This window comes from Symmachiella dynata, assembly GCF_007747995.1.
Classification (GTDB): domain Bacteria; phylum Planctomycetota; class Planctomycetia; order Planctomycetales; family Planctomycetaceae; genus Symmachiella; species Symmachiella dynata.
In genome coordinates this window covers 4,872,170-4,897,545 of sequence record NZ_CP036276.1, presented here as the reverse complement: position 1 = coordinate 4,897,545, position 25,376 = coordinate 4,872,170, and the positions used below count along the sequence as shown (strand labels likewise).

The 25,376-nt window shown below is 55.6% G+C and carries 16 protein-coding genes; 5 read left to right on the top strand and 11 right to left on the bottom strand.

Annotated features, from left to right (window positions below; genetic code table 11):
* Positions 1-41: 41 nt before the first annotated feature.
* The gene (locus Mal52_RS18550; RefSeq protein ID WP_145377826.1) at positions 42-2,924 is read right to left on the bottom strand and encodes a tetratricopeptide repeat protein; all 2,883 of its coding nucleotides are present in this window, start codon (positions 2,922-2,924) and stop codon (positions 42-44) included.
* Positions 2,925-3,105: 181 nt separating this feature from the next.
* On the opposite strand from Mal52_RS18550, the gene waaF reads away from it, so the two are divergent.
* On the top strand, positions 3,106-4,185 hold the full coding sequence (waaF, locus tag Mal52_RS18545) for a lipopolysaccharide heptosyltransferase II (RefSeq protein WP_145377824.1): 1,080 nt from the start codon (positions 3,106-3,108) through the stop codon (positions 4,183-4,185).
* A gap of 21 nt (positions 4,186-4,206) precedes the next feature.
* On the top strand, positions 4,207-5,559 hold the full coding sequence (locus Mal52_RS18540) for a glycerate kinase type-2 family protein (RefSeq protein ID WP_145377822.1): 1,353 nt from the start codon (positions 4,207-4,209) through the stop codon (positions 5,557-5,559).
* Positions 5,560-5,577: 18 nt separating this feature from the next.
* On the opposite strand, the gene Mal52_RS18535 is transcribed toward Mal52_RS18540, so the two are convergent.
* A complete protein-coding gene (locus Mal52_RS18535; protein WP_197534312.1) occupies positions 5,578-6,261 on the bottom strand; it encodes a site-2 protease family protein in 684 nt (227 codons plus the stop codon).
* A 622-nt stretch (positions 6,262-6,883) separates the two neighbouring features.
* Here Mal52_RS18535 and Mal52_RS18530 point away from each other — a divergent pair.
* Entirely contained in the window at positions 6,884-8,173 is a 1,290-nt protein-coding gene (locus tag Mal52_RS18530; protein ID WP_145377818.1) for a reverse transcriptase family protein, read from the top strand.
* A 621-nt stretch (positions 8,174-8,794) separates the two neighbouring features.
* On the opposite strand, the gene Mal52_RS18525 is transcribed toward Mal52_RS18530, so the two are convergent.
* Positions 8,795-9,643 (bottom strand): 3-hydroxyacyl-CoA dehydrogenase family protein, encoded by an 849-nt coding sequence (locus Mal52_RS18525; RefSeq protein WP_145377816.1) that lies wholly within the window; start codon positions 9,641-9,643, stop codon positions 8,795-8,797.
* A gap of 22 nt (positions 9,644-9,665) precedes the next feature.
* Positions 9,666-10,481 (bottom strand): pyrroline-5-carboxylate reductase, encoded by an 816-nt coding sequence (gene proC, locus Mal52_RS18520; RefSeq protein WP_145377814.1) that lies wholly within the window; start codon positions 10,479-10,481, stop codon positions 9,666-9,668.
* 315 nt (positions 10,482-10,796) lie between these two features.
* On the opposite strand from proC, the gene Mal52_RS18515 reads away from it, so the two are divergent.
* Positions 10,797-11,975 (top strand): sialidase family protein, encoded by a 1,179-nt coding sequence (locus Mal52_RS18515; RefSeq protein WP_145377812.1) that lies wholly within the window; start codon positions 10,797-10,799, stop codon positions 11,973-11,975.
* A 36-nt stretch (positions 11,976-12,011) separates the two neighbouring features.
* Here the strand turns inward: Mal52_RS18515 and Mal52_RS18510 are convergent, their stop codons facing one another.
* Positions 12,012-12,497, bottom strand: a complete 486-nt coding sequence (locus tag Mal52_RS18510; RefSeq protein WP_145377810.1) for a DinB family protein — start codon at positions 12,495-12,497, stop codon at positions 12,012-12,014.
* A gap of 297 nt (positions 12,498-12,794) precedes the next feature.
* Here Mal52_RS18510 and Mal52_RS18505 point away from each other — a divergent pair, with 297 nt between their 5' ends.
* The gene (locus tag Mal52_RS18505) at positions 12,795-14,105 is read left to right on the top strand and encodes a Gfo/Idh/MocA family protein (RefSeq protein WP_145377808.1); all 1,311 of its coding nucleotides are present in this window, start codon (positions 12,795-12,797) and stop codon (positions 14,103-14,105) included.
* Positions 14,106-14,626: 521 nt separating this feature from the next.
* Here Mal52_RS18505 and Mal52_RS18500 read toward each other — a convergent pair.
* The 6 genes from Mal52_RS18500 to pilM all read right to left on the bottom strand — a co-directional run bounded on the left by Mal52_RS18500 (position 14,627) and on the right by pilM (position 25,366).
* Positions 14,627-16,300 (bottom strand): hypothetical protein, encoded by a 1,674-nt coding sequence (locus Mal52_RS18500; protein ID WP_145377806.1) that lies wholly within the window; start codon positions 16,298-16,300, stop codon positions 14,627-14,629.
* Positions 16,301-16,406: 106 nt separating this feature from the next.
* Positions 16,407-17,162: a BON domain-containing protein gene (locus Mal52_RS18495; protein WP_145377804.1), complete on the bottom strand. Its 756-nt coding sequence runs from the start codon at positions 17,160-17,162 to the stop codon at positions 16,407-16,409.
* A 129-nt stretch (positions 17,163-17,291) separates the two neighbouring features.
* Positions 17,292-18,563, bottom strand: coding sequence for a hypothetical protein (locus tag Mal52_RS18490; protein ID WP_145377802.1), 1,272 nt, complete (start codon positions 18,561-18,563; stop codon positions 17,292-17,294).
* 74 nt (positions 18,564-18,637) lie between these two features.
* Positions 18,638-22,432: a secretin N-terminal domain-containing protein gene (locus tag Mal52_RS18485; protein ID WP_145377801.1), complete on the bottom strand. Its 3,795-nt coding sequence runs from the start codon at positions 22,430-22,432 to the stop codon at positions 18,638-18,640.
* Positions 22,433-22,775: 343 nt separating this feature from the next.
* Positions 22,776-23,780, bottom strand: coding sequence for a hypothetical protein (locus Mal52_RS18480; RefSeq protein ID WP_145377799.1), 1,005 nt, complete (start codon positions 23,778-23,780; stop codon positions 22,776-22,778).
* Complete coding sequence (gene pilM / locus Mal52_RS18475; protein WP_145377797.1) at positions 23,777-25,366, bottom strand: type IV pilus biogenesis protein PilM; 1,590 nt, start codon at positions 25,364-25,366, stop codon at positions 23,777-23,779. The genes Mal52_RS18480 and pilM overlap by 4 nt, the downstream gene beginning before the upstream one ends.
* Between the last annotated feature and the right edge of the window lie 10 nt (positions 25,367-25,376).

Below are 25,376 nucleotides of genomic sequence, written 5' to 3'. Positions count from 1 at the left end.
CATACGCATCGTTGATTTCACCGCTGCATATTCGGGGCCGGTTACAATTTGTTCAGCAACTCTTGAGCGGCAGTATGTTTGGGATGTTTGAGCAGCAATCCGCGCAATGTTTTCTCCGCGGCCGGGTTGTCCCCCGCTTGGTGTTGGGCTGCGCCGAGTGCATAGGTCAAGTCGGCGTCCTCAGGTTTCAGTTCCAAGGCGACTTCGAATTCTTCGATGGCTCGGTCGTATTGTTTTTTCCCTGCATAGGCTTCGCCAAGCAGGCGGTGTACTTCCACGTCCAACACGTCGATATAGAGCGCCGTTTTGGCATAGTGCAGTGCTTGCTCGTAGTTCTTTTCCGAGAGGTAGACCGCTGCCAATTTTTTTCGGGGGGCGATTTGGTCGAATTCTAATTCCACAAATTGCTTCAACAGCGGTTTGAGCTTTTCTGTGTCACCCAAATTCAAATAGGCGACCGACAGCATTTTGACCCACTCGACATTCTCTGCATCCTCCTTGCGGATCAATTCGTAAACGCGGGCCGCTTCGGCGTAGTTTTGGGCCTTCAATTGCAATTGCCCCAACCATTTCACCACGCCGGGATGCGGATTCTGTTCGTCTAAGGCCTGGTTCAGGTATTCAATCGCTTGAGCGGGGTTGGCCCCCTTGATTTCCAATTGCGCCAACACGATGGCGGCTTGCGGTTCGGCGGAATTCTTTTTCAGCGCGGAGTTGGCGAATTTCCGCGCCTGTTTGAATTGTCCCGCTTCCAACAGTCCGGCGGCGTATTCACCGCGCGTGGTCGCGTTATCCGGATCGGCGCGAAATGCCTTTTCCAATTCCGCGAGTGTTTTGGGCTGCACGTCATCGGCGTTTGCCGGTTGTGGAATAGCGGCGACGGTCTGGTCGAGATACGTGCGGTAGCCCTTTTCAAAGGCGGCTTGATCCATGCCAAACACACGCTGAATGGCGGCGGCTGTGTCGAGATTGTCTCGATAGGCATTGAGCATTTTTCCCAGCGATTCCTCACCGGCCAACTTGACCATGTATTCGGCGTAGATCTCGCTTTGGCAATAGGCCATCTGCCAGTCTTCGGGAGTCTCTGGTTTGATAAAGGCCTGATTGATCGTCTCCAGAGTCATGATTTCGTCGCGGGGGACGCGCCGAGCCAACATCAGATTCCAGGTTTGCGAACGTGGATAGCCCTCGTTGCGGACCGCCAATGCTTCGGTGAACCAGTGCGGGATATTGAAATGGGTTTGTTGCAGCGTGAGGATGTGCACAAATTCATGCCGCAACACGCGGGCCCAATTGAATGGTTCTTCGACCGCCGTCGGGGAGGCGAGTGCCACGATCAAACCTGTGGAGGCGCCGATCGTTTGAATCCACGGTAATCCCACCATCCGCGCACTGAACCATTGGTGCGCCGAGAGCCCTTGCGACTTGTTGTAGACCTCAAAATGCGTCCGCGTCGGCGGTTCGTAGCCGAACTGTTTCACCAACTTGCCGTATTCCTCCTCCAAGTATTCCGCCATATACCGGCCGAGGACTTTATCGAATTCGGAGTCGACGCGAATTACGAAGTGGTCTGTGGTGATCGTTTCGTAACCTGAAAGCACCTTGATGACTTTGCGCATGTTACTCACGCGGACATGGTACGGGTCGAGATCGAAGGCCTTGTCCAGGATCGCGCCTGCTTCATCCACACGGCCGATTTGCATATACAACATACCCAGCGCGGTTTGCGGTTCTGCCAGCATCGGCATGCGCTGCATGGCAAATTTGTAGCAACGTTCCGACAGCGCGAACTTTCGTTTCGACTCCAACTGTTCGCCCAGCAACGTAAAAAACTTGCCCGGTCGAGGATTGACCGTCGCCAGTTCGATGACCAATTTGCCGAATCGACTTTCTTCTTTAATGTCGGCTGGTTTTTCTGCGTCAAAGGCAGCCAGCAACGCTGTCAACGATTCATCACTGGGAAAGCCGTCCAACATCAGATAGCAGGCGGCTGTCCGTGCAAGCGTTTCTTGATCGCGAGGATTGACCTGCAATGCCTCCTGGAGCGTCGCCAAGGCGGCTTCGGTTTTGCCTTCGCTGAATTCCACTTCCGAGCGGACTTGCAGTGCAGCCACATGATTCGGGGCGATCTGTAATGCCCGCTCGGCGAATTCCCGGGCTTCATCCAGTTCGAAATCCTGAGCCGCCGCGCGAGCCATCTCGGCGTAGACATCCGCCGAGCGAGGATTGATCGCCAATGCGCTACGAAATTCCGGCACGGCTTGCCCGCGATTGTATTTTTCCAACAACAAACTGCCGGAGAAATGATACGCTTGCCAAGCATTGGTGTCGGCTTCCAGAGCGTCGGGGCAGACGGTGTTGATAACGAAACTGAAAATCTGCGACACGCTGTTCCACCGTGCGTATTGCGCTGCTCCGCGGGCGACGAGCACCAATGTTTCCGCATCGGTCGGTTGCACGCGGTTGTAATATTGCACAAACCAGCGATAGGCGGCGTCCGCTTCGTCGATTTTTCCCGTTTCGGCCAACAACTCCGCCTGGATCATGCGGGCGAGCGGGGTGTCTTCATTGATTTTCAGTGATTTTTCATCCGCAGCAGTCGCTTGATCATAACGGCCCTGCAAAAATTGCACTTCCGCCAGCCGGGCCCACGCGTCGGCATCCTCGGGAAACGCCTTCGTAGCAGCCTCAATCGCCTCGGTCGCATCCTGCCATTTTCCCTGGGCCTGGAAACATTGGCTGCGGCCAATGGCGATTTGCGGGGTGAGCTTCTCGGTCTTGAGCAGTGCGTCGTAAGCTTCTAATGCTTCGGCATAGCGACCTTTTTGCAAATGCAGACGCTCGGCTGAGGCCTCCTCCGCGGCTCTTGCGCTGACAGGGGAGATTCCCCAAGCGACGACGATCCCAATCAACAGGTAACGCATACCGTCTCTCACCTTGTTTAAAATGCCGGGGCGATTATCGGACACCCTGCATTATACGCGACTTGACCGGAAATCACATCGCGCTGCCCGGCTACGGCGAAAATGAACCTTGCGGCAAATCGCGCAGACGCGATATGATCCGCGCTCGCCAAGTTCTGCCTATGGTCCAGAGTGAAAACGGATGTCCCTCTCCCAACTTGCGTCGTTGGACGCACGACGAATTTGCATCATCAAACCCAGTGCCCTGGGTGACATTGTGCAATCGTTGCCGTTGCTGCCCCCGCTTCGCACGCGATTTCCGGAAGCGGAGATCAGTTGGGTGGTCAATCGTGGACTCTCCGGGATATTGACGGACCAGCCAGATTTACATCAGGTGATTCCCTTTGACCGGCACGGGGGATTGTCGAGTTGGGGCAAGCTGCTGCGGCAACTCCACGCGGCTCGATTTGATGTCGTCATGGATCTACAAGGATTGTTGCGAACCGGCGTGATGTGCGCCGCCACACGGGCGCCGATTCGGATTGGATTGGAGACGGCTCGCGAAGGAGCGGGGTTAGCCTGTAATATAACAATCCCAGACACCGGACGGCTGATGCCGGCCCATGCGCGTTATTGGCGTGTGGCCGAAGCCTTTGGGGTTGGCGATGCTTCCCGGCAATTGCAGTTGTCCCTTTCCGACGCCGATATTTCCGCCGCGGCGCGATTGCTCGGCGGCTTACCGCGACCGTTGATCGCCATTCATCCCGGGGCACGTTGGGTCACAAAGCGTTGGCCAACCGAAAAATTTGCAGAGGTCGCCTGCGCGGCAATGTCAGAAAACGCCGCCGGTATCGTAGTGCTGGGCAGCGGCGATGAAGCCTCGTTGGCGGCGGACGTAGAAAGTCGGATTGTCGCTGCGACTGGAACCGCCAACAACGTTCGCAATCTGGCGGGACAAACCTCGCTCAAAGAGTTGGCCGCCGTATTGCAGTCGGTGGACATGGTTGTGTCGAACGACTCCGGTCCGATGCATCTGGCCGCGGAATTGGGAACCCCGGTGGTGGGGATTTTTACTTGCACCGACCCGATACGTTCCGGTCCACCGGGACCGCAGCATCAGCTGGTCTCCACGTGCGTCTCTTGCGCGGGAAGTTATCAAAAAATCTGCCCGCATCGCGGTGCGGAGCAAATGGCTTGTCTGCGTGAATTGTCGTCGCAGCGCGTCATGGATGCGGTTAGAATGGTCATGAGCCGCAACGATTTGCCCGCGCGCCTCGCATAAACGAGACAAGGTTCGCCGCTCATGGATCCAACTCCTCTTGGCCGACAAGCACTCGAAATCTGGCTGTCCGGCGTCGATGCGGTGCGTTCCGAACGCTTGTTGCAATCCGCCGTCCGTCGCAAAGGCGATCGAATTGCGATTTGTGACGAACAATTTTCGCTGCCCGATATCGGAAAAATTGCCGTCGTTGGCGGCGGCAAAGCGGGGGCGGGAATGGCGGCGGCCCTCGAAAACGTGTTGGGTCAGCAGCTCCTCGATGAGAAGGTCACTGGCTGGATCAACGTACCGGCCGATTGCGTGCGGCCGCTGCACAAAATTCACCTGCATGCGGCGCGTCCCGCAGGAGTGAACGAACCGACCGCAGAGGGAGTGGCCGGGGCGAACCAAATTCTAGAGATTGTTGAACAACTGGGGCCCCGTGATCTTTGCTTAGTGCTAATTTCCGGCGGAGGAAGCGCTCTGTTGCCGGCGCCGGTACCTGAGATATCGCTGGCTGACAAACAAGACGTGACCCGCTTTTTGATGCATGCCGGCGCAACGATTCATGAACTCAACACGGTCCGCAAACAGTTGTCCCGGATCAAAGGGGGCGGCCTACTCAGGCATTGCCGGGCGGGGCGAACGATTTCGCTACTGATTTCCGACGTGATTGGCGATCCGTTGGACATCATCGCCTCTGGGCCAACGGTCGAAGATCATTCCACGGCCGCCGATGCAATTGCCGTTTTAGAAAAATACGCCGGCAGTCCTCCCGACGTGCCGCAGACTGTTTTGGACTATTTGAAACAAAGCGAAACAGAAAAATCACCGCACGCCGCGGCCTTGTCGCCGGTCACGAATCACGTCATCGGCAATAACCGCATGGCGGTTGCCGCTGCAGCGGCGCGGGCGCGGGAGTTGGGTTATGCCGTGCACGATCTCGGCTCGGACAATGCGGGGGAAGCCAACGAATGTGGTATCGAATTAGCGAACTTGTGCCGGTCCATTCGCGACGACCACCAAATCGTCGCTCCGCCGGTCTGCGTGATCAGCGGTGGTGAGCCGGTCGTGCATGTGGTGCCAACGGACAAACCGCGAAAGGGCGGCCGCAATCAACAACTGGTGTTGGCCGCGTTGGATGTGCTATGGCACGACGGGTTGCCGCGAATCGCGATACTTTCCGGTGGGACGGATGGTGAAGACGGCCCCACCGATGCGGCTGGCGCGTTGGCCGATGCGGGTATCTTGGAAAAGGCTGTTGAAAATAACCTGGACCCGCGCAGCTATTTGGCTATCAACGACTCGTATACGTTTTTTGATGCCTGCGGCGGATTGATCAAAACGGGTCCGACGCATACCAACGTAATGGATCTGCGCGTGGCGGTGATTTCGTAAGAGCTAATCACTCTACTGCTATCCATAGCGGGAGCGTTCTTGTAACTCTTGGAAGTTGACCAATGCAAAAGCAATGCAGTAGAGCGCCGCGAAATAGTATTCATTCAAAACTAAAAATGCGCCCGCTCCAAATCCGGTCAGAATCGACAATTTTAAGGACTCCGATAACCCACGATTGGGCATCATCCAGCTAAAGAGCGCGCGGGCGACCTGTCCGCCGTCGAGCGGATAGATGGGTAACAAGTTGAATAACGTCCAATATAAATTGATCCAGATCAGAAAGTTCAATGCGAAGTTGCCTGCTGGGGAAATGTGGTGATCTACCCCAAACAACACGATGGCAAAGACGCCAGCCCACGTTAGACCCCACAACAGAAACCCGGCAAAAGGGCCGGCCAGGGAAATCAGGATCGACCGTAGCGGAGTAAATCCGCGATCCGGTAGGAATTGTGCTACTCCGCCGAAATAATACAGCACAATATTAGGAGACCAGCCAAACCATTTGGTCACCAATGCGTGGCCCAATTCATGAACGAGAATCGAAAGAAAAATACAGCAAACCCCAACGAAGATTAAATCCAATTCTTCGCATCCTCTGAGGACCATGATTGACAACACCCAAAACAGCGGATGGACGCGGACCGGGATCCCGAAAATCGTAAACCGCAGGTCATATTGTGTTGGCTCGACGTTGCCCAGCATGGAATTCCTTTCAGCGCGTCTTCGGAAGAACTTCGCCTGATCCGTCGTGGATTTGTAATGGGGTTCACTTGATCGCACAAGGGTGATCCGGTCAAAGTGGGTTGCACCGGTTTGACCGCGGGGCGGTGGTTTTTCAGGTTGAGCATTGACCCGTATCGGGGGGCTGTTACGATATTTCATTGTGACCGGCGGGTTGCACAAGATTTGGCCGGCCCTACCTTGACCGGTATGTCGGTCTGCTGCGGGGCTACCCCGCGGAAGCCACATTGTTTCACATTCGATCGTGAATCGTGACTCACGTGGATTGCACGTGAGTCACGATTCGCCACAGGAAGCAGTTGTTCCGCCCGCCGGTCATGGTTTTTTCATGGCTGGAGTTTTTGAAGTCGAAGTTCCCATTGAGGAGACAGGCGCCGCGTCCAAGGACGTGCGTTTCGCACATCGTGCAACGAACAATCCCTACATTCGCCTCCGGCGCAAATTTCTCGAATGGTCAAGAATCAACACCGGCAGTCGCTTCCGACTGTCACCAGGCAGTGATTCGTCGGCCGGGCTGTTATCTTGCGGACGTTGGAGAATCATTCGTCCGCACCGGGCACGAGTAACGGCGGCGTAATTGCATATGAGCTTCTTCGATTCCATTCTCCGCTGGCTCGGATTGAAAAAAACGCCCCCCACGGGGCAGGATCGCGCTAATGAACGGCGTGGGAAACTCCGTCGCCGTCGCGGCCGTTTGGGACACATCTACATGGTCCCCTTGCGTCGCCGGCAAGGCCCGCGTGCCACAGATCCAGCAGAGGATGCTGGTGAGGAATCCGCCGAATCTCCCTACCGCTTTGCGCGTTTTGGAGGTTACGGCGAATACCGCGATCTCAGCAAAGATAGTAACCCCGAACGTCTCCACCAATTCGGCTTGCCCCAGCTTTGCACGCCCAGCGACATCGCTAATTGGCTGGAGATGCCCTGCGGCCGCTTGGCATGGCTGATTCATCGCTTTGACGATGGTGGCCGCGCAGCGCATGTTCCGCAGGCCCATTATCATTACAGTTGGTTAAAAAAACGGGGCGGTGGGTATCGGCTCGTTGAGGCGCCCAAACCGATCCTCAAGGCGATCCAACGAAAAATCCTTCGTGAAATTCTTGATCGGATTCCACTACACAACGCAGCACATGGTTTTGTCGCCGGCCGATCGATTTGTACCAATGCCCAACCGCACGTGGGGCAGCGCGTGGTTTTGAAATTCGACCTCGAGAATTTCTATGCCAACGTTAGCTTCTCACGCGTAGTCGCTATTTTTCGCAGCATTGGATTTTCTCGCGAGGCAGCCATTTGGCTAGGACGGCTAACCACTGCGTTGCCACCTGAGCGCCTGCCGGCGCCGGGCGGTGATCGGAGCGTGGTCCGTCCCTATTTATCGCGACATTTGCCACAAGGCGCCCCGACCTCGCCCGCATTGGCCAATCTGTCTTGTTATGCATTGGACCTGCGTTTGGCCGGCATGGCCCGCGCTTTCGGTGCCACCTACACCCGCTACGCCGACGACCTCACCTTTTCGGGCGATCAACACCTAATCGATAGTCTGAATGTTTTTATTCCGCTGGTCACAAAGATCGTGCGGTCCGAACGCTTTACCGTTCACGCCGGAAAACGGAAAGTTGTTCGCAATAATCAACAGCAACGTGTCACGGGTGTGGTGGTCAATGAGCGGCTGAATGTTTCTCGCAAAGATTACGACCGTCTCAAAGCGATTTTGACGAACTGCGTCCGGCACGGAGCAGCGACGCAAAACCGTGAACAGCGGGCGGACTTTGCCGCGCACCTGCGCGGTCGCATCGGCCATGTCCAGAGCATCCATCCCGATCGCGGACGCAAGCTACAGGCCATCTTTGATCGCATCGATTGGCGCAGCTAGGGCGATATTATCCCACGTCCCCGTAGGGTGCATCGCGACGCACCTTTCCGCAGAGGACGAAAAATTCCCCGATCAGAATGCGTTGCACCCAAAGACTTGAATACGCAAGTGGGGGAGTCGGGAATGCCGCGTGAGTGGGACTCCGTTCCCACAAATTCGCGTCCAGCGCACAGCGAGCCTTCGCAATCAACGCACAGCGTGAGGCTGTGTGGAACAGTGCATCAACCGGTATTCAGTGCCCAGTTGTGCCGTTCAGCGTGTGCCGCGCGAGAAAGAAACGGCAAAAGGAGAGGGGGTCCTACCATGTCCCATAAGGACACCGAACTTAACTGCCTCCGTTACACGATCGCCTCTCAGGAATCCCGTTTTATCGAATACAGATGCAAAGTCAAGTTACCGAAATTAACAATTGATAATTCTAAAAAACGTTCGCATCACAAAGCCGCGCAATCGATATGAGTGATCATGTTGTAAGTCGTAATGGGAACACGAACTTGATTGGCATCGGTGCGAAAAAATACGCATGCCCTTTTTTCTTTTCGAAAATTTGATCGGTCGAGGCTCAACACAATGCACGCATGTTCGCCGTTGATGGTTTAAGAGGCGATGTCACGCGAGCGTTTAATACCGGTAAAATCCACGCCCCGATTTTCGGCCGATATGCCCCGCAGCGACCATCCGTGCCAGCAATGGACAAGGCCGATACTTGGGATCGCCCAGTTCTTTGTAAAGAACTTTTGAAATATCCAGACAAACATCCAGGCCGATTAAGTCGGCCAATTCCAACGGACCCATCGGGTGGTTGCAACCCAATTTCATTAGCGAATCGATTGTCTGTTCGTCGGCAATTCCTTCTTGCAGCGTGAAGATGGCTTCGTTGATAAGCGGCATCAAGATCCGATTCACCACAAATCCCGGACTGTCCGCCACGATGAGCGCCTGTTTGCCCATTTTTTCCGCCAGCGTCTTTGTCGTCGCGATTGTCTCCGCACTGGTTTGCAGTCCACGGACAATTTCCACCGGCGCCATCACGGGCACAGGATTGAAAAAATGCATTCCCACAACCTGTTCCGGGCGCTTCGTCGCAGCGGCCAAAAGCGTGATGGAAATGCTGGACGTATTGGACGCTAAAATCGTGTCGGGACCGCAGAGGTCATCCAGTTTCCGAAATAATTCGGTCTTGATTTCTTCCCGTTCCACAGCGGCTTCGATGACAAAATCCGCTTCATGAGCCGCCTCAAGTTGATCAGTCCAACGGATACATTTCAGGACTTCCTCTGGTGACTCGGCGGACACTTTCCCGCGACGAATCCCCTTTTCGACGGATTTTTTGATATGGGCGGCCGCTAACGTGCGCTGTTCCTGAACCGGTTCGATCACAGTGATCTGGACGCCGTGGACGGCAGCCGCTTCGGTAATGCCCCGGCCCATTGCCCCCGCGCCCAAAATTGCCACATGTTCCACCTGCATGGGTTGCCCCTCTGAAAAAAGATTACTGCCCAAGTTCCTGGGACCGCCGTGTTGCCGCTTCGACGGCGTTGATAACGGTGCCGCGAAGTCCCCCATTTTCCAAAGCATGCAAACCGGCGATCGTGGTCCCGCCGGGACTGGTGACGGCATCCTTGAGCGCGCCGGGGTGCTGACCCGTTTCCAGAACCATTTTTGCCGCTCCCAGCAACGTCTGAGCCGCCAACGTAGTCGCAATATCCCTGGGCAAGCCCATGCGAACGCCGCCGTCGCTGAGGGCTTCGATCATCAAATACCCGTAAGCCGGACCGCTTCCCGAAAGCCCGGTCACGGCATCCAGTAGGCTTTCTGAAACCTCCACAGCGACGCCCACTGCCGACAAGAGCCGTTGGACCAACTCGCCATCCGCGGCCGTTGCAGCCCCTCCCAGTGCGAAGGCCGATGCTGATGTGCCGACCAGGCATGGAGTGTTCGGCATCACCCGCACCAACCGCGTTTCGGTTCCCAACGTTCCAAGGAATGTCTCCATTGCGACGCCCGCGGCGATGGAAATCAACAAATGTTGCGGTTTGACAAACGGCTGGATCTCGTTGAGCAGGCTCGGCAAACTCTGCGGTTTGACCGCCACAAAAATAATATCCGCCGCAGCGAATACATCGGCATTCGATTCGGTAACAGCTGCGCCGGTCGTGTCGGAAAATCGCTGTCGTCCCTCGGCCAGCACGTCGCTGGCGATGATTTCCGAGGCAGCGGTGATTTTTGCCGCCGTAAATCCGGCTGCCAACGCGGTCGCCATTCGCCCCGCGCCGATGAATCCGATTCGAGGTTGTGCCTCGCCCATTTTTTGTATTCCTTCAGTCTGAATTGTCGCCCAACGTTATGTTTCCATTGAGTATACGCGTCCCGCAAATTTCGAACAACGCGCGGTATCCGTTCGTCACCTAAGTGTTTGTGTGAACAATTGAGTGGGCAGGCTTTTCATCCCGTGTTAGTCCGTATAGGCTGTGGTGAGTCTGGTAAGTCGTTTCCAAACCCTCTGAAGCTTCCCGCAGACACTGGTCTGCAACTTTCCAGAACAGGCTCAACCGGGTTTTGAAACGGATTCTAGACAAACACCACTGACGAACAGAATCTCATTCGCTAAAGGGACCTGACGATGACAGGGGAGTTCACGCGACGCCGCATGCTGCAAACCGCCGGCATTTTGGCATTGGCCATGGTTTGGGGCTTGAGCAATTCCGCATTCGCCGGACCGAAAGCGGTTGTCGAGTCGACCGAAGTGATCAGCAAGACGCCGGAGTATTATCATGGCTGGCCCACGCTCGCGCGTCGAGCCGACGGGGAGTTGCTGTTGGTCTATTCCGGGGGGCGTGAACACCATGTCTGCCCGTTCGGACGTGTCGAGTTGATGCGTTCGCACGATGGGGGCAAAACCTGGAGTTGGCCGCGCGTGGTCCTGGACGGACCGATCGATGATCGCGACGCCGGCGTTGTGGAGACCGCTGACGGATCGATTCTGATCACCACATTCACTTCGCTGGCCTATGAACCGATTCTCAAGCGGGCGCTGGCAGCCAAACCGGGAGAGGCCGGCGCGATGTCGGCTGAAAAGCTGGCCCGTTGGCAAGCCGCCCATGAGCGGATTTCCGATGCACAGCGCAAAAACGATATCGGCCGGTGGATGGTCCGCTCTGACGACGGCGGCGTGACGTTTTCGGCACGCACCAATTGTTTGGTCGACAGCCCCCACGGACCAATTTTGCTGTCTGACGGGCGGTTGTTGTATCCGGGCAAAGAAGTCCTCAAGCCCGATGCTCGTGTGGCGGTTGCCGAATCGACCGACGACGGTAAGTCTTGGAAATTCCTCTCCGACATTCCCACACGCCCCGGCGACGATCCGCAGAATTACCATGAGCTGCATGGTGTCGAAGCAGTTGATGGAACCATCATCGTCCAGATTCGCAATCACAACAAAACCAATCACCGTGAGACGCTGCAATGCGAATCGAGTGACGGCGGAAAAACCTGGACCGTTCCCCATACGATCGGCGTGTGGGGACTCCCCTCGCATTTGTTGCGGTTGAAGGATGGCCGGTTGTTGATGACCTATGGTTATCGCCGCAAACCGTACGGCAACCAAGCCCGCATCAGTAGCGACAATGGTCAAACGTGGTCGGAACCGATGACGATCAGCGCCGATGGTCTCGGCGGCGATTTGGGATATCCTTCCACGGTCGAACTCGACGACGGAACGCTGCTCACCGTGTGGTACGAACTGATGAAAGGTTCGCCCAACGCGGTGTTGCGACAGGCGCGGTGGAGCATTACCGATTGATTGAACCCTCTGTGACGGCAAATCTGTCGACAGGGATTATTGCTCTGCCTTGTACAAGTTCAAAGTCAGATGCGCTTGGCCTTGGTGATGGCATTCGTGCCAGGAGACGATTTGCAGGATTGTCCCCAGCGTCCAGCCTCGATCCTGAAATGCCTCGGGAATCGTCTCCAGATCGTCTTCGCTGATTTCCGAGACGGTTTCCAGCAATTGTTCGCGGCTGGTGGAGAGGACTTCGCGGATGGAATCTAAAGTCGGGATGATATCATCCGGCGTGCTTCCACCACGAAAGCGGGGAATCAAATCGGCGAAATTCGGCTGAGTCCCTTTCAATCGTTCCGTGGCAAAAATTTGCTCAGTGACTCCAATATGCATCAATTGCCAGGCAATGTGAGCCCGCCCCGTGCCGGGACGATAGCTCAATGCTCCTTGGGGATCATCCAGTTCGGCAATTGTGTCCAACGTGGCCAGCGTTCGCTCGCGATTGAAAATCCAAAGTTTCGTCGTTGTGTCAATAATGCTCATATTTCGGATGTCGATCTTTGAAAGGCTTAGGCGATATCAGGGAAATAGATCTGTTTGCTACACAATTCCAGGGAATTGTTGGAGACTCGCTCTGACAGATCAAGTCCCTGTCTCGAAGAAGTCGCAGCAATAGAAGGTAAAACGGACAATTACCGTAGAAAAGCCCCGCACAGTTCTTGTAAAATAAAATGAGCTTTGCTGATTCCCCATCAGCAGTGATTTTGCCCGCCACTTTCGGACTCGGGTCGGTTGCCCCGGCAACCGGTTGTCCGCAAATCCAAATGGAGAGAAAACTCAATGAGTGACCACGCCTCCCACACCGGCTCCGCACAGCCGTCCCGCCGCAGTTTTTTGAAAACCTCAACCGCCGCCGTCACGACCGGTGCGTTGGCCGCAAATTTGATGCTTCCCACCGGCGCTCATGCCGGGGAATCGAATATCTTGAAAGTCGGTTTGATCGGCTGTGGTGGACGAGGCACGGGAGCCGCTAAGGACGCATTGAGCGCCGACCCCAATACCAAATTGGTGGCGATGGCCGATACGTTCGCTGATAAGATCGAAATCAAACTTTCCGAGTTGAAAAAACAGAAAATTGCCGACCGGGTCGATGTTGCCGAAGATATGAAGTTCGTCGGATTCGATGCCTACAAGCAATTGCTGGCGACGGATGTTGATGTGGTATTACTCACCACGCCGCCGCACTTCCGCCCCCAACAACTGCAAGCCGCCATCGATGCCGGCAAGCATGTCTTTGCCGAAAAGCCGGTGGCCGTCGACGCACCGGGTGTCCGCGCGGTGATGGAAACTTGCAAACAGGCCAAAGAAAAGAACCTGTCGGTCGTCAGCGGGCTCTGCTGGCGGTACCACTACGGCAAACGTGCCGCACTCGATCAGGTACTCTCCGGCGGCATCGGCGATGTGGTCTCGATCCAGTGCACCTACAACACCAGCGGATTGTGGCATCACGATCGCCAGCCGGGGTGGAGTGACATGGAATGGCAACTTCGCAACTGGTTGTACTTCACGTGGCTGTCGGGCGATCACATCAACGAACAGCACATCCACAGTCTGGACAAAATGGCCTGGGCCATGGGGGATGAGCCGCCGATTAAAGCGACCGGTATCGGCGGACGCCTGTCACGGACGGATCCCAAATACGGCAACGTCTACGATCACTTTTCAACCGTATACGAGTACCCCAACGGCGTGAAAGGCTTTGCCTCCTGTCGTCAACAAAACGGGTGCGACAACAACGTCACCGACTTTGTGATGGGGAGCAAAGGTATCTGCAACGTGTTTGGCCACAAGACGGTCGACCTCGCCGGTAAGCCGCTGTGGAAGTACAAGGGCGAGAACAACAACATGTACAAGACCGAACATGAAGAGTTGTTCTCCAGCATCCGCAACAACGCGCCGATCAACAACGGCGAGTACATGACCCGCAGCACCCTGTTGGCCATCATGGGCCGCATGTCCGCCTATACGGGCAAGACGATCACTTGGGAAGATGCGATGAACTCCAAGGAAAACCTCACCCCGCCGAAATACGACTGGGTCTCCATGGACGTCGCCCCGATCGCCATGCCGGGCGTCACGCAGTTTTCGTAGGTATTAGCTCATCGCAGCGTATCCATCGCGGAGCCTCGCCATTCCAGTTAGAAAGGCGAGGCTCTTATTGTTTTGCGATACTTAAATTGAGCAAGTTTGTAGCAACGAAGGACCGTCATAAAAGGAAAGCAGTCGGTTCTAGCTCTCAGCGCCTTGGCGGCTTTGCGTGAGGAATTTGTTTCGGATATGTCCGGGTGTTGAGGCGGACCCAAGGCGCAATTAGGTACGTCTGCCGTCCTATCCGAGAAAGGTGCGTCGCGACGCACCCTACGAAAGACAGGCCTCACGCAAAGGCGCGGAGACGCAGAGGGTTATCTTTCTAAAGAGTAAGATGTTGTGTCACATTGAGGAGTCGCTTGCGGCTTGGTTGGAAACTAGTGCTATTGATTTATCTACACGGGTTCTCAACAGCTTTCTCTTTTTCTTCTTTGCGGCTCTGCGTCTTTGCGCGAGTTCTTTTTTAAGAGGTTCTTCTCTCGCCCTGCATCGAAAGGTGCGTCGCGACGTGCCTTACGGGAGATTTATTCTCGCATCAAACGGCGTGCGACGGACATGCCGAAGAAGCGAATGAAGCCTTCTTCGAATTCCAACCGCAGCCGCGCGCCATCTTGAATTGACTTGATGTCGATACGCAAAGCGGCGTTGTCTTGAGAGAAAGCTTCATTGACCCGCGCGAAAAACCGGCCGCCCCGGTTATTTTCGCCGTCCTCATCGTCGCCCCGCAGACTGGTCCAATCGGCGATGTTGACCACAAATTGCAGCGGCACGGCGGGCAGCGGTTGCTCGACCGGCTCGGCTAATGCGTCAATTTGTTCAAACAAGCGCGGCAGCGCAGTATCACCGCCAATAGCCATCCAGAGTGTTGTGTCGTCGACACCGAGATACATGCTCGGTGGTCCCCCATAAACACGTTCACTTCCACCGCCCCCTTCGCGAACGTCCAACCGGTGAAACTGAATTCCGTTGTGCTCATCAGCCTCGATTTCCACGTCGGAGAATGCGCCCGTTTCTAACCAATACAGGCACAATTCGGACAACCCTTCTCGCATCGCGCGGCCATCTTTCACCTTCAGTCCGCCAGCCAATACAAACGGGCCTCCCGGCTCACCCAAAAACCGCAATGCGAAATCCAACTGGCCGGTTGCAACGGTACCTCGGGCGGCGCGAAACAGCCGCGCTACGGGATCGTCGGCAGCATCCTCCTCTGCGGCGGCCGGGATCGAATCTTCGAGCACCTGGACGATCTCGGCAAAGGCTTCCTGCCCCGGCTTGTCTAATTTCCAGGTCGACGCAAAAGTCAGAGGCGCATCCCCTTTAAGAAAGTTGGTGAATTGCGACCGGCCGGTTTGCAGTTCTTCATAAATCGTTGCCAACTCACTGCCGGGGCGGGCGCGGATGCGGATTTCTAAAGCCGCTTTGCGTTGTTGCGGTAGCATTTTCCAGCCCACCGTCAGGTCCTGCGATTGGCGCAGGACTTGTTCCAACAACCGCGCATTGTTTTCGCCCAGCGCTTTGCGAACCCGGTGCGCCGATTCCGGTTCGTTGTCTCGGCGCTGCAGATTGGTATCAGCGCTCGCTTTGAGCAGCGTGGCAAAGATATCCCGTTTGTCATCCGGCAAGCTCGCCAAATTCAGCATGGCCGCCACGTCGTATTCGGCCGCCAGTGCAGCGGTCATTGGGGCCGGGTCGGGGAATTCGCGGTCGAGTGCTGTTTGATCATTGCTGAAGAATGCATAACGGCCCACTGTCTTCACAAAGATGGATTCGCCATTTTGTTTCAGTTCGTAATGTTCGTCGTCGATTTTCTTACTGGTAAACGGGCCGATTTCGATCGTCTTGAGCAGATCGTTGATGTTCTCGACAGGAACAAAACCAATCGGTTGGGGGGTGATTCCGGCAAGGAAGATCATCACGCCAAAGCCTTGCCGCTGGTCCATCCCTTTAAGATCGCCGGCTTTCTCCATGTAGCCGCCGATTGCCTCGGAAGCAGCCATGCGGTCGGCCGCTTCGAAGGAAAAATCGAGTGCATTCAACATCCGTTCAATGCTGGCAACAGCCACAATGGCAAAGGGCTGTTCGGGTGGCGGCGCAACGGTCTCGGTTGTTTCTTCGGCAGAGAGCCGATTGTAGAGCGATGTTGAGCAGAGCAGGGCGACGACAGTAAATGCGATCAACTTCCTCAATCGGCGTTGCATACGTGCGCTCCCCAGGCGAATCAGTCGGAAATGTACCATTCGTCGCGACGCGGCGTCCCCGTCGTCCACTCACGGAACAACGATGGAATCCCGGCCCACGAATAGTCTACTCTAACGTGGGGCCTGGCGGCGACTGTACGGTCAAATGATTGACGACCTGTCTTACACCCGGCTCCATGCGGACAATCATCGCCGCCAATCGACTGCGCTCAGGCGAGTCGACTTCGCCGAACAGTTCGATACGGCCATCATCCTCCAGCACGGTGATGTTGGCCAAGGTCGGATAGCGTTCAGCGTGTGCCGCGAATTGGCTGCGCAAGGCGGTGACCACTTCGGATTTTGGACGCGCGGGAAAAGTAAAATTGACCCGTTGTTGAGGACGGATCGCGCGGCGACGGTTATTGGAACCCTGATTGCCGCGCCGGTAGTTCTGATTTCCGCCTTGCCCGCGATTGGCATTGCCCCGGTTGGCATTGCCCCGGTTGGCATTACCGCGATTCGTATTCCGGTTACGGGCAGTATTCCGATTGCGGGTGTTACCATTGGCTTGCGAGGCATTGGGGTCGATACCGACAAACGATTGGGAATCTTCCAATCCGGCAAAGCTTCCCCGTTGCAATACCGAGGTCCCACTGTAGGCCGCAGCCGTTTGGCCCCCATAGGCCGTCGAACCGCTTCCGGCCGCTCCGGCTCTTCCCGCACCGCTGGATGAGGTTTGCGGCAGCAACGAATTGGTTTGACCGCGCACCGGACCTTGTTTGTTGTACAGCGATTGCGCCTGCGCTAATACTTCGCAGTTGCCCGCCAAAAAGAGGACCGCTGCGCACAGTAATCCGACGCCGCTTCGCAAGATGGACATCATCTGAAATTCCCCTGGAGCACTTGGTGATCGTACTGCCGGTCCCTGTCCGAAACGGCAGCACCGCTGGTCTCTATGATATCGTCGTCAGAGTGGCTCGGCAATGCGAAAATGATGGCGAGACCGCGATTCTTATTGAGTCAACGGAAAAACCTCATCCGCTTCGTCATCTTCGAATTCCGAGAAATCCTCGCCACGGCTCGATTCGAAATCGTCATCCCACTCAGCCAAGGGATGTCGCTGCCGTGAAGTCATTTGCCGTTGCCGACGATTTGTACGCTTGTTGCGCGGTGCGGAAACCTGGTGCAGGCTCGACATATCGACCGCAATGACGTCGTTGTCCAATGGGTGCTGGTTCGACTTTTTCTTAGCACGACTGCTGCGCGAGCGCTTCCGCAATAACTCGTCGAATTCATCACGCTCATAGTCATCGTCATCAACAACAGCAAAGTCGTCGTTGTTCAGCAGTTCATCGTTATCCTCGTATTGCAAATCGACAGGATCCATGGCTTGGTCCAATGGATGCCGGTTCCGGGATGCCGCTGTTTTCTTGTTGGCCAGACTGCGGCGCTTGGCCCGTTGTGCGGCAACGCGCGAGCGGACAAAGTGTGCTCGCTCGTTGCGTTCCTGGCCGGCCTGGCTGTTGGCTGTGATCGATTCGAAGTCGACCTGCTGGATCGAATCATCCCGGGGGATATCCGCATCTTCTTGTGCCAGAGAAAACTGGATGTTGTTTCCCTGAGTGATCGATTCTGCCGAGGCCTGTTGGATACGCTTGGGAACGATGGTTTTGCTCGTCACGGAGTACGATTGTTCCACGACGGGAGTCTCTTTGTCTGCAGGTTTGCTCTTGACGCGACTTGATGTGCGGGAGATCAGTTTGTCGGGATTTCGATTCCCGTCAAGCGTGATATGCGCCTCTTCAGAGAACAAGGCCGGTCCGCCATCGTCGGGAATCAACCGCATGGAAATCGTACAAGTCGCTTCGTGATTGCCCGGTCGTGGATAAGGAATGAACAGGTTGTAGGCCGGTCCAATTTTGCTGAGTTCAGCATACGTATTCCACACTGGCCCAGGGAAATCATATTGCCGAATCGGTTTCGCTTGTTCTTCGGGCGTTCCTTGATCATCAAACACGTAGACCCGGACGGTGCCGTTGACCAACGCCGGCATGGTATCCTTGGAGGTAAAGAACATGATGTTCCCGGCAAATCCCCGCGTGGGACGTCCGTCGTGTGTACCATTCGACGGTCGCCACATGGCGATGATTTGTGTCGCCGGACGTTCCTTGGTCGCCAAGGGATAGGCGGGCGCTTTTTCCCAGAAGGATCCGAGGCTAGCGCATCCAGTTATTGAAAGTAACAGGATAGCGATCGCGGTAAAGAGCGGCTTGAAGTGCGTCATATCGATCACCTGAACGGTGGAATGGAAAATTGAAATGGGCAACCGGCCCGTCCGGTTTAGCGGTTTTCAGCCAGTTAATTCGCGAATTCTAACATCTCATCATCCGAGAACTCCTGGTCCACCTGCAACATCTGCGGGGCCTCGCTGTAGGCATCCTCATATTTCATCGTTTCGGATCGGCTCGGCATACGTGTCGTCGGCACGCCTTCCTCATCGATCGCTTCGGGTGGCGGCAGTACGGCCGGCGGTAGTTGATGGTCGGGAGTCGGGCCGAGTTCCGGTTCGCAGATCGCATTTTCTTCAGGCAGTGCGTAGAGCGGACCCTGAATCGCTTCTGCTTCTTCGGTGAAGAAGTGAATCCGTTCTGCCTCGACCTGCTTGATCCATTCCGAGGTCGAATCGTCGTGAATGATCCGCGGGGTCAGGAAGATCAACAATTCGCTTCGGCGGTTCTGATCGAATTCATACCGGAAGGCGTTACCCAACAACGGCAGGTCTCCCAAAAACGGCACTTTGCGTTCGATGTGGGACGTGTCTTTGGTAATCATGCCACCCAGGACAATGGTTTGTCCCGATTTGGCGGAGACGACCGCACTGGCTTGGGTGATCGTCTTCACCGGGGATTCGACCACGTTGCCATTTGTGGCATCGGTGAAGATCGGCACGCCTGAGCCGGGGGTCAGATCGTACGCACTCTTGACCGCCAGGACTTCCATAACCACGTTCCCCTCGGGAGTAATCCGGGGTTTGACGCTCAGGATAATACCTGCCCGGTCCTGCTGGACGATCGGATAGGCAGCCCCCAACGCGGTTTGATTGATCCCTTGAATGATGGGCACGTCTTGACCGACTTGGATTTCCGCGGTCAGGTTATCCAGCGTGCGGATTTGCGGCCGACTGAGCACCTCAACATTGCGGACTTCCGATAAGGCACGAATCAACACGCTGATACTTTCAGAACTGGCCGACAACACCAAGCCGCCGAAGCCCAACTCCGAGTTGGTGCGTCCCACGGCAAAGTTGCTCAGCCCCTGTGTTCCCACACTCGCAGGGTTGATCGTATTGTTTCCCAATTGATTGCCATTGTTGAACGGAAATCCAGGGGTGCTCGCTTGAGAAATGATCCGTTGGGTTTCGGTCGTCACACCAGTACCCGGGTTGGCAAATGTCTCCGTGATCGTCGTAATGTCATCAGGAGAAATGATGCTACGATCAAACAACAGTGAGTCTTGCAGGCCGAGTTCCACACCAAATTCATCCGTGTTCTCGAGTTGGACTTCGACCAATAAGGCTTGGATGATGACTTCCTCGGGTTGCGAGTCCAACTGCACCACGAGACTGCTGATGTCTTCGAAATACCGTGGCGTGGCACTGATGATCAACGTATTGCTGATCGGTTCCGGCACGACGATCACTTCGCGCTCGATTTGAGCAAACAAACTTCCCAACTCCGTCCGTTCCTCTTCGACGACTTGCCGTTCGGCCAGGAATTCGTTGATGGCTTCTGCCACGTCTTCAGCTCGTTTGTTTTTCAAGCGATAGACACTGGTCTCCCGCTCGCGGATCTTGTCGGCGTCCAACCGCAAAATCACGGCTTCCGCCACACGCAACGCCTCACTCCCGCCGCGGGCGATGATCGTATTGGTCCGGGCGTCGGCGGTGAATTGCAGCGGAATCAAATTGCTATCCGCTCCCTCCGCTCCGGCCAGTTGAATGCCCAGTTGCTGATCCTGCCCTTGTTCCTGCACTTGGAACAGCGTATCCAGAATCTGCACCACGGCTGTCGAGTCGGCATTGATCATTTTAAACATTTTAATATCCGCAACCGATGGCGAAGGTTGATCCAATCGTTTGATCAACGCCGCCAATAGCGGCATGCTGGCTTCGGGAGCCACAACCATCAGGTTGTTCGTCCGCGGATCGGCTGTGATGCGAATGTCACTAAGAATGCCCGAACGAATCAGCTCCTCGTGTCCTTCTTCTACTTTGAGAAACTGCAAAATTGTCGAGCGGATGCCGCGAATCTCTTGCGTCCCTTCTCCGCCACCAGCTTGTCCGCCAAACTGACCACCTTGGCCACCACCGGTTGTTGTTTGCGGGCTGAGCGCGCTCTGGATGGCCGTGTTCAGCGTCTCCGCCAATTCGTCGGCAACGGCGTTCTCGAGGCGGAACAAACGCATTTGGTTGATGGAATCGGAGTCTTCCTTATCGATCTCGACGATGAGCGAACCAATTTCCTGCATATCGCGCGGTCCGGCGAACAAGAAGACTGCATTGGTTCGCGGGTCAGCCGTGATTTTAATTTCCGGACCCAGTCCACCCCGTTCGGCGTAGAACTCATTCACGATTTCGACCACTTGCGAGGCCACGGCGCTTTTCAACCGGAAGACTTGAAACTGCGATCCCGGTGCGACTGGTTGATCCAGTTCGTTGGCTAATTTCAGAATGGATTGCATGTCGGCAGCTGGAGCCAGAATGACAATCGAGTTGGGGGTCACCACTGGCAGGATGATAGCCGGCTGTAGTTTTTGCGCCGTCTCAGCGCGACCGCTGAGCAATTTCTCATACAATTGTGTCAACAGATCTGCGAGTGCCTTGGAACGAACGTGTCGTAAGGTGAGCACCTGGATGTCCGGGGCAGCGCCTTGGCCCAGTCGCTGAATCTCTTCAATAATCCGCATGACCGCTTCGGTGTCGGCCTTGTTCCCGCGGAGAATCAGGATCCCCATGCCGGGAACCGATTCCACGGCGACGTCTCCTTTTAGTCCGCCCACCAAGTCCGAAAGGCCCGGTTGACCTTCCTCCGGAACATCGCCCGGTTGCGGGTCTTGCGGCGGTTGGTTGTTGTTTGCATCGTCGGCCGGATTCTGATCGACTTGGGCAATCAAGCGTTTCAGCGCTGGCTGCAAAGAGCGTTTGACTTGCCCCATATCACTGGTGCCGGCCACGAGTCGGACGGTTTCATTCCGACGCAGGCGGAGTTCGTCCAATTGATCGACCAGATCCAACATCGATTCGACTTGTTCCGGTGGACCTTCTACGACCAGTTCGTTCTGCGTGGCATCAATCCCCACAGCGAGTCGCAGGTCGGTGGTTTTCAGTGGTTTCCCGGTGCGTGATGCCTGTGTGACGCGGTGCGTGACCACAAAACCAGGCAAGCCCGAGGGACCGGCGTCCACTAATCGCGCCGCTGGTTTGAAGGCTTTGAAAATTGCACGGGCAATTCCCACCGCTGGGCGTCGTCCCGGTTGGATGGCGACGGACTCAATCTGCGGTTCGTCGTCGGTTGGCTCGGCAGCCGCCTCCGGCTGATAGTCGTCGAACAGCGGTTGTGCGACTGGTTCTTCATGATTGATCCGGCGGATGGGCGTCGGTTTCTGTGGTGCGACCGCTTCTTCGGCCGTATCGGGATCATACTCCGGCACGGTGGCGGGGCGGTATTTTTTGCGGATGGAGTTTTTGTCCAACAGCACCAAAAACTCACCTTTGATCACCAACCGGAAATGTTTTTTTGTCAACGCGCGATTGAGGATGTTCAGCGCCGTTTCGGGTGAGTGCATACTTCCATCGCGACGGGAATAAAAACCACGGGGCACCTGATCGGCGACCAACGTTTTATCCATCGATTTCGCCACGTCCCTGAGGACCTTTTCCCACTTCTCATTGAGAAAGAACAGGCGGACTGTGGCCTCGGATTCGGTGACCGTCTCGTTCTGAAACGAGCGCGCAACATCAAGTGCATTTTCACGCGTCCTCGGACTTTTTCCCTCTTTTTCCGCGGCCAAAACAGCCCAGGAAGGCAGCAGCCATGATGCTGTTGCTAGGGTGATCACACAAACGAGCGGCAGTTTGAGTTTTGAGAAGGTCAAGGAAACGACTCCGGTTGATACTGATACCCGCCGCGCTGAATCGAAAACGAGCCGATTGAGCAATGGCGCTTCGGACGGACATACAATCCTCACAATCGGGATTAACGTTATTATCGTCAAAGTTTGCCAGGCTTATGAGGAAACAACAGTTTCCCAGTACGAATTCCTGAAATGAGACGGATTTGAGAGAGGCAAAATCGCACAATTGCAGCCGTAAAAAGGCGCGCGTGCAGACCCGATGCGAAGCTGGGGTCAACAGTTGAGCAACAACTGGATTTCAAGACGCGCAGCAGCCCGAATTCAAGATGCGAAGAATCGCAGCCTGGGACCGGGCAGCGCGGATTTACTCGACGGACGCGGTCGTCGGCGTTTCTGGTTTCGCCTCCACGGCTTCGACTTTTTCGATTTGCCGCAGGTTCTGTCCCAATTCCAATCGCCAAACAGCGTCGTCGATTTGAAGGGTCAGATAATCGGAACCAATTTTTAAGACGGTCCCCTTAATTCCCGCTACCTCAAAACCTTTCCCTTCGAGCAACGATGTACGACTGTTGGTCGTGCGATCATACAGCAGGGCGTCCCATTGGTCCCCTTTGGCCACCGTGCCAACGAGATAGACATGCTCCGCCGCATCGATGCCCGGCTTTTCCGGTTCTGGATCTTTTTCCGGCGGCTTTTCGACGACTTTGGGAGGCGGAGGTCCGTTGTAGCCGCGGACAAACGGATTGCGATCCGTGATCAACGCATACTGTTCACGCGTTTTACCATCCATTAGTTCCGAGACCGCTTCAGCACGTCCTTCTTCAAACAATGTCTCGCGCGGTGTTGCGTCATTGATGGCCAAAGCGTCAATCACGATCATCACTTCAAGTGCCGGCTCCCCTTCGTGTTTGTCGGATTGCAGGTCGACCTTGCGGACCTTTTGCAATAAGTCCGCCCGCTGGATCGCGAATAAGTAATCAGCAACCTGCTTCAAGGTGCCTTGAGCAGCGACCGTCATGCCGATGATGGCGTACGTCTCTTTGGTGGGGACAATACGAGTCCTCGTGACATGAATGTTCTTAAATTCCGCCTGTTCCGCCTGCTCCAGCAACCAGTTTTTATACAGCGCAGCCGCTTCGTAATGGTCGGGTGGCAAACTTTGTTGCTTCAAGTTGGCCAATTTGCGCGTGGCTGCCAGGATGGTATTAACCTGGTCGTTTTGTTTGTCAATCTGCGATTGCAGTGAGGTGATTTCAGCTTTCCGGTTGTTAATCGGTGCTAAAAGCACATCGGAGATCAGGGAGCGGGCGCCCCACAAGCCGACGGCGGAAAGCAAAACAATCGCTAATATTTTCTCGCGGCGATTCATGATGCGGTTTCCTCCGTTTTTTCTTCAGCAGCAGGACCGCTCGGCGGGGCGTCGGCGGGTGTCTTCGGGGTAACCGCTTCGGTCTTAGAATCGGCTTTCGGTTTTGCCGTCGTCAGTTTCACCGCCGGGGCATCCTCATTCAGTAGCAGTTCCATGTCGAACTTCCACGGATGATAAGGATCTTTGTCGTCCGGCTTTTGTCCATCTTGAAACAATCCGTACCGCTGATCTTGATGTCGAATTATCCGCTCACCCAATTCAATCGCATCGCTGCGCTGGCGGGAGAATCCGTCCAGTGAAATCTTGGGAGGATTGTTGCCAGTCCCTAAGTTGAATTGGATTTGATTAAAAAATGCCCGATCTGTGGGAGGCAAATACCTGTTGAGCGCGGCCATCTCGTCCAACCAAAGTTGGCGGTCGGCCGTCCATTCATCCAGGAGTTGGACCTTTTCTAAAATCGGCTCCCCACGTTCCGCAAGTTCGTCGAGCCGTTTCTTGTCAGCTCGCATGTCGGCGATCGTTTTATTCAACTTGTTGATCTTAAAATACATGGTCCCGCCCACCGCGATAGCGAGACAGGCTGCAACGACGGTTCCAATAATCGCGCGGCGTCGGGCATGATTGGGTTTGACCGGTGGACGACGCGGTGCGAGATAGTCGACCGGAGCCGCCAGCGGTTGCGATTGCGCCAGCAAGCTTCCAACGAGAGCCGAATACGCCGACCGGTTGAGGGGTAGCTCCGTGCGGACGGTGACTCCCGATGTCTCAAAAGGATCGAGAATCTGCACGCTGGGATTGAGCCGTTTTTCCAAGGCAGGCGCTAACGCTCCGAATTCCTCTTGCGAACCGAGCAACCACGCATGTGCGACTTCCTGGCTGGTGATCGGACCAGTCAGTCCCATCATCGAGCGGGCGATTGCCGCAATGATGGCTGGGTTGGCATCCGACTCGGTCGGACTCGCAATTTGTGTGAAATGCGAGAAGACGACGTTGGCCCCTTTGACGATCGAAATCTCCACGCGCGGCCCGTGCCGGGTGACCACCAGCGATCCCGTCGCTGTATCTGTCGAATGGTCAGCCGATCGCAAGGCCACCTCGGCTGCCGAAACCGGACTGAGCCCCACTTTGGTGACCTGCAACCCCGCCGCCTCGGTGATGGCTTTGATTTCCTGCAGTGCTTGTTTCGGCACGGTCGTAATCAACACATCCCGGGCGTCGTCGCCCTCGGCTTTGGGCAAGGGTAAAAAATCTAGCGCCAATTGGTCCAAGGGTAAGGCCGACTTCAGACCCGCTTGGTATTTCACCAACTCGGGCAATTCCTCATCCGGCACATCCGGCATCGCGATATGCCGCGCGACGGCAATTTCACGTGGAAGCGTCGCCACCGCTTGAGTGGCTTGCACGTTTAAGTCTTTGAGTTGTTGTTTCAGCCACTCCCCCGCCTCCGTGGGATTGGTGGCGAGATCCAGCGACTCAGGAATTTCCAATTCAAAGCATTTGCGGATCCGCACGCCCGTCGGTGAGACTTGCGCATCGATCCCCAGGACTTTATTCGATTCGAATTCCAACGCCAATAAATCGGGCATAGCTCCCCTG